This is a genomic window from Methanosphaera sp. DEW79, from assembly GCF_003266085.1.
Classification (GTDB): domain Archaea; phylum Methanobacteriota; class Methanobacteria; order Methanobacteriales; family Methanobacteriaceae; genus Methanosphaera; species Methanosphaera stadtmanae.
In genome coordinates this window covers 1-6,417 of the sequence record NZ_MUZW01000002.1, presented here as the reverse complement: position 1 = coordinate 6,417, position 6,417 = coordinate 1, and the positions used below count along the sequence as shown (strand labels likewise).

6 protein-coding genes and 1 tRNA gene are annotated in these 6,417 nt (G+C 28.1%); 3 read left to right on the top strand and 4 right to left on the bottom strand.

The annotated features are described in order from the left end of the window. Positions 1–43: 43 nt before the first annotated feature. On the bottom strand, positions 44–727 hold the full coding sequence (locus BZ132_RS00195) for a Dna2/Cas4 domain-containing protein (RefSeq protein ID WP_011405642.1): 684 nt from the start codon (positions 725–727) through the stop codon (positions 44–46). A gap of 102 nt (positions 728–829) precedes the next feature. After that, entirely contained in the window at positions 830–1,885 is a 1,056-nt protein-coding gene (locus BZ132_RS00190) for a hypothetical protein (protein ID WP_011405641.1), read from the bottom strand. 259 nt (positions 1,886–2,144) lie between these two features. Between BZ132_RS00190 and ilvC the strand changes: the two genes are divergently transcribed. Next, positions 2,145–3,137 carry a ketol-acid reductoisomerase gene (ilvC, locus tag BZ132_RS00185; RefSeq protein WP_011405640.1) on the top strand — a complete coding sequence of 331 codons (993 nt, stop codon included), beginning with the start codon at positions 2,145–2,147 and terminating at the stop codon, positions 3,135–3,137. Between the two features lie 107 nt (positions 3,138–3,244). Continuing rightward, a complete protein-coding gene (locus tag BZ132_RS00180; RefSeq protein ID WP_112149224.1) occupies positions 3,245–4,258 on the top strand; it encodes a methanogenesis marker 12 protein in 1,014 nt (337 codons plus the stop codon). Here the strand turns inward: BZ132_RS00180 and surE are convergent, their stop codons facing one another. Further along, entirely contained in the window at positions 4,259–5,029 is a 771-nt protein-coding gene (gene surE / locus BZ132_RS00175) for a 5'/3'-nucleotidase SurE (RefSeq protein ID WP_011405638.1), read from the bottom strand. Between the two features lie 154 nt (positions 5,030–5,183). On the opposite strand from surE, the gene BZ132_RS00170 reads away from it, so the two are divergent. Next, positions 5,184–6,053, top strand: coding sequence for a restriction endonuclease (locus tag BZ132_RS00170; RefSeq protein WP_011405637.1), 870 nt, complete (start codon positions 5,184–5,186; stop codon positions 6,051–6,053). Between the two features lie 184 nt (positions 6,054–6,237). Here the strand turns inward: BZ132_RS00170 and BZ132_RS00165 are convergent. Beyond that, a tRNA-Val gene (locus BZ132_RS00165) sits at positions 6,238–6,309 on the bottom strand. Between the last annotated feature and the right edge of the window lie 108 nt (positions 6,310–6,417).

Below are 6,417 nucleotides of genomic sequence, written 5' to 3'. Positions count from 1 at the left end.
ACAAGAGGACATAAAACCTTATAAGTCTCTTTTTCTATTTTTTTCATGATTTATTATTTGGACATACCTTATTAAATCTACATACACGACATTTATTTGGATTTTTTGTAGGTATAAAATCATCTTCTCCTGCTATTAGATTTTGTACATGTTGTATTATATTTTTAATATTTTCTTCTGATTCTTTTGTAAATTCTTCTCTCCAAAAGATATTATCTGTCCCTCTTGTTCTTAGAGCACATTCTATCTTTTTATCATTACATATTGAATTTTTAAATGCTAATGCATATGCATACACCTGGTTTTTCATGGAAAAATATGCTTTATCTCCTGGTTTATCATCTATTATAACTATACTATCTGGACCTAACCATATTTCATCAATAAATCCCCTTATTCCATATTCTTTACTCATTACAAAGAATTCTCTTGATAATACTTCTTCTGTTTGGGAAGTTTCTATTATTTCATCTATTGTTGTGGAGATTGCATCTTTTTGGAATTCTTCTTCGAGTTGATTATGTATACGTGTTCCTTTAAGCATTGCAGTGTTTGCTTTGAGTTTAATATGTTGAAAGTTCTCTAGATATATTGAATATTCACAGTATCCTTGAATATTTAGCCAACTTATTGGAAAATTCGTTTGATTACCTATTATTCTAACTTGATGTATTGTAGGATGAGCTCTTCCATTATCATATGTACTATTTAATTCTAATAAGTCCATTTTTATCACGTAGCTTCATTTTAATAATATTATCTTATAATTCTATATATAAATAATTACATTTGAAAAAAAGTTTTTAAAAAAGTAATATGTAACATGTTTTTAAATTTCTTCATGATACATATCACTAAAATATAGGGGATTATCTAAGAATCGTTCACCTCTTAATTCAACAACATCATCTGGATTGTACCATTTTACAACATCTTCATTAAAATCCCAGTGATCCCAGTAGGCAAAAACTTCTCTATAATATGCTATAAATGAATGAAACAATCTCTCAGCATATGAATCACTAAGTAGTAATAATTTTTTATTGGAAATACTTTGATTATTTCTAAAATATAATGAAGGACGTTTTTTATATAACTTAAATTCCTCGGGTGCTTCATCTATAAGAGTTTCATATTCATTAACTAAATTCACTGCATCTGTAGGTACGTAGTAATACTTATCCTTTAATTCACCTTCGCCATATGACCAATTTTTTTGACTCATTAAGTCTCCCTTATATTTTTCTACATGATATATCTTAATTTTTTCATATATTTTCTCTAAATAGTATTCATAGCTTTTATCATGAAATTTTGATAATATGTATGCATTTATTTTAGGACCTGCTGTTCTTTTAATGTGAGAATCAGTTATATCACAATCTGTTTCATCAACTACATCCTTAAGATCATATACTACCTCCCCTAGTTTATCCACATGCCTATAGGGAGTGTTTGTTTTAAAGGGTAATCTATTCTTTTGAAGTATACTTTTATCTGGTATTGCAAAAAAGGCATAATTCATACCTTGTTTGTTAAAATAATGTTTTTTTTGCCTTTGACTTTTAATGAATTTATTATAATCAATATGTCCAACATAGCTTTTATCATAATGTTGTCTTATTTCATTATTTGTATCATTAACTAGAAAAATAGTATCTCTACCAAGTAACGTCTTTTTAAGATCTTTAAAATATGAGTTGAAATCTATATCAGAAGATGTTAAGTCATTAGATGTTTTTCTATTTGAAGAAATTATGTCTGTTGAAATAGACGAAGTATCTATATTGTTGGTGTTATTTTGTTTTTTAGTTGGATTTTCTTCTGTGTGGTTATTTTTTTTAAAAAATCTAAAAATATTCTTACAAATATCTTGAAAATTCATAGCTAATAACCTCTCTTACTTTATTGTATTTAAGTTAATGTTTATGAATTGTAATTTAATACATGTAATTAAATCACTTTATATTAAGTATATGTTTCTATGAATATTTCATATTAACTATAACTTATTTACTAAATCTATGATGGAAATGAATTTTATAATAAAATAAAGAAAACCTTTATATAAGTTTAAACAAAATCATTAACTGTAAAAGAAAATCTATATAGAATTCATAAAATTTTAAGGAGTACTCGATAACATGAAAGTTTTATATGACGACGATGTAAATACAAATGTATTAGAAAACAAAACTATTGCAGTAATAGGATACGGTAGTCAAGGTAGAGGTCAATCCCTCAATATGCATGACAGTGGCCTAAATGTTATAGTAGGTTTAAGAGAAGGTGGAAAATCCTGGAAAAAAGCACAAGAAGATGGATTAACTGTAAAAACCATTGAAGATGCTTCCAAAGAAGCAGATATTATACACATATTAATACCTGATGAAATCCAAAAAACAGTATATGAAAACCAAATTCAACAATATGTTGAACCAGGAAACACAATCTCATTCTCACACGGATACAACATACACTTTAATCGTATAAGAGTACCTGAAGATGTTAATGTAACAATGATTGCACCTAAAGCACCAGGATCAAAAGTAAGACAAACTTACCAAGAAGGATTCGGAACTCCAGGTTTAATAGCAATTGAACAAGATGCTACTGGAGATGCATACGATATTGCTATAGAAATGGCTAAAGCTGTAGGTCTTACAAGAGCAGGTGTAATTGAAACTACATATAGAGAAGAAACTGAAACAGATTTATTCGGAGAACAAGCAGTTCTTTGTGGTGGATTAACTGGACTTATACAAGCAGGATTTGAAACCCTTGTAGAAGCTGGATACAAACCTGAAATGGCTTACTTCGAAACATGTCACGAAATGAAACTTATCGTTGATTTAATCTATGAAAAAGGATTTGGAAATATGTGGCATGATGTAAGTAACACTGCAGAATTTGGTGGACTTACAAGAAGAGACAGAGTTATCACAGAAGAATCTAAAGAAAATATGAAAAAGATTTTAAGAGAAATTCAAGATGGTACATTCGCAACAGAATTTGCAGTAGATGCAGATACATCCTATCCTAAACTTTTAACACAAAGAAGATTAGAAGGCGAAAAACAAATAGAAAAAGTTGGTAAAAACTTAAGAATTGCTTGCGGATTACAAAAAGAAGAATAAGGTTTTAAACCTTCTTCTTTAATATTTTTTTATAACCTCCAAAGAAAAAAACTATTTTTTTATTTAGTTAATACACTTATTTTTAGAATTATAAAGGAGTAATTTAAATGAAATACTATATGGGTATGGATCATGGAACAACAGCAATTTCTTTTGAAATTATTGATGAAAATAAAGAAGAAGTTTCTTATTTTAAATTAAATAGAGATAAATTATCTAAAAAGGAAATATTCTTCAAAGATATTATAAATGATAAAATTGATATTAAAAAAGTAAAATTACTTGCTATGACATATGCTATGGGTGATGGAATATCTAAAATTACACCAATAGATCTTGTTAAAGATAGGGGAATTCAGTCAATAAATGGTGCTGGAAAAGTTACTGGTGGAGGAACTACTGTTTATGAAGATATTATGGAGTTAAATATACCATCAGTACTTATACCTGGATTACATAGTGGATGTGAATTCTTAGATGATCGTTTTAGAGCTAGTTATTCACATTGTGGAAGTCCTGAAAAGGTAAGTTTATCATATTATGCCTATCTTAAAACTGGTTTTAAAAATATGATTATTGCAGATATTAGTTCTAATACTGTGTGTATTCTTGTGGAAGATGGTAAAATAAAAGGTGCCATGGATGCTTGTGTTGGTGCTATGGGTTTTATTCATGGACCACTTGATCTTGACATGATACGTGATATTGATTCTGGAAAAAAAACTGCAAATGAAGCTTTTTCACATGCTGGTATTTCAAAAATTGCTAGTGTTGATTCTCAAATTAACAATGTAAAGGATGATATCCTAGAAAAAGCTCTTCATAACGACAAAAAAGGTCTTCTTGCAATACGTAGTCTTGTTATGAGTGTTATTATGGAAATTTATGGTTTGTATGGTATTATGGAAAATAAGATTGATGGTATTGTTCTTACAGGTTCTGGTGGATGTATGACAAGTCCCATTAATATTAGTGGAATGATTAAAGAAAAAATAGAAAGAATCTGTCCAGTTTATGTTTTAGGTAGTGATAGTGGAGCTATAGGTAGTAGTTACATTGCTTATGATATAGAAAAAAATAAAGTAGATAAAATAATGGGAATTGATGTAATATATGAATAATTAATCTAACCATTTGGATATATTTACTTGTGCATCCATATCTATTGAAATTGGTGTTACTGCAGGTTGATTTAAAATATGTAATGTATGTACATCTGTTCCTTCAATACCATCATCAATTAAATCGCCTACAATCCAATAATATGGATGTCCATATGGATCTATTCTTTTTTCAACATCAGTTGAAAACATTCTATCTGCAAAGTTAGACTGTATAATTTCATCAGAATCAGGGTTTGCAGGTATATTTAAATTTAAAATATCCACTCCTTCAGGCATGCCATGTTTTATTACTTTTTTTGCTAGTTTATTAACTATTGATTCTGCATGAGAGTAATCTATAAAATTAACACCTGTTCTAAATTTTAAATCTTCCCTATTTACTTGTAATGATACTGCAATTGCAGGAATTCCAAATGAAGCCGCTTCAAAAGTTGCTCCAAGAGTTCCAGATGTGGTAATTGATCTAGATAAATTTTCACCAATATTCATACCAGAAATAATTAGATCAGGTTTTTTATCCATGATGCTTTTTACAGCAAGAATAACACAATCTGTTGGAGTTCCTGTAACAGCATATCCATATGTTTTATCACTTAATTCTGTTTTAATTGCTCTTAATGGTTTCATTAATGTTATTGCATGACCTACACCACTTTGTTGAGTTAATGGTGCTACCAATGTTGTTTGTCCAAGATCTTCTACAGAGTTTCTTGCAGCAATAATTCCATTAGATGTTAAGCCATCGTCATTTGTTATTAAGATATTCATATTATATATGTATGTTAAACTCATTAATAATTATTTTAAAAATAATAGTTAAATTATAATAGATGAATTAATAAAACATAAATCAATAGTAATGTTATCCACATATATTTGACTATAGAATAATAAACAATCTTAAATGCAAAGAGGGAGAAACTTGGAAAAAGAACGATTAGTGAATTTTATTGCTACTATTATGGAAGATAGTGGTTTTAAAATTAAAAAGAACTATAAAATATCTGATCAAATTATTGATATATATGGTCTTCTTGAAACATCAGTTGGCGATGTTGGTGTTGTAGTTGCTTGTAAAAACTATGAAGAACCATGGAAAATCGGATTAGATGTATTAAAAGAAATGGAATTTGCAAAAAAAGCTACCCATGCTTCAAAAATTATCATATTTACTACAAGTAGCTATACTCATGGTGCTGCTCTTTATGCTCAAAAACGGAATATAAAATTAATTGATAGGAAAGGTTTAATAAAAATAGCTAAAAACTATGCTAAAAAACGTACAATTGTAACAGAACCTACTGTAGATGAAGATGATTATGATCCATACGACTATTATGAACCAGGAAAAGTTAAACCAGCTAGCTTAAATCCACATCAAAATAATAAACGTTCATTATTTTCAAAAAGAAAACATGAAAATACTAGAAATACTTATTATAGAAGTAGTAACAATAGAAATTATTTAAATAATGGGCGAAATTATTTAAATCAGGGAAGTAGTACTATTAGAAATAAATTCTCTGTTGATACTTCAAGTGCATTAAGTTTCTTTAGTGAACATACAATTGTTTATATGCTATTGTTAATTGTTATCTCAACAATCATATCATATATTTTAACTAATCTTACTGCTGGACCATACACTGGAATTGGTAAAATAGCAACAAATGCCATAGTATGTTATTGTGGTTTATTATTGATAAACAAAAACTTGTCTGATGTTTTATTTAAGGGAAGTATTATTTTCTTCATATCAATAATAATATCAATTGTAATGTTAACAGTATAAAAAAAATAAAAGCTTTCTCCTACAACTTTTTTTTAATTTTTTTAGATTAAATACAAATATCTGAAAATTAGTTTAATTAATGGAGTATATGACGTATATTCCAATTTTAATTAATATCCTAAAATAGAATATATTATATAATAGAATTAATTTTTTCTAAAAATAGTTATTATAATTAAATAAATGGGCCGGAGGAGATTTGAACTCCTGATCCCCTCCTTGTAAGGGAGGTATCATACCCCTAGACCACCAGCCCAATAAATAAAATAGTTTTTAGTAGTCCTCTTTAAGGCACTATTACTTAGTATATTGAAAGTAATATATAAATGTTTTGGTTATGAGTGGCTTTCCAGTTGTCGGGTCT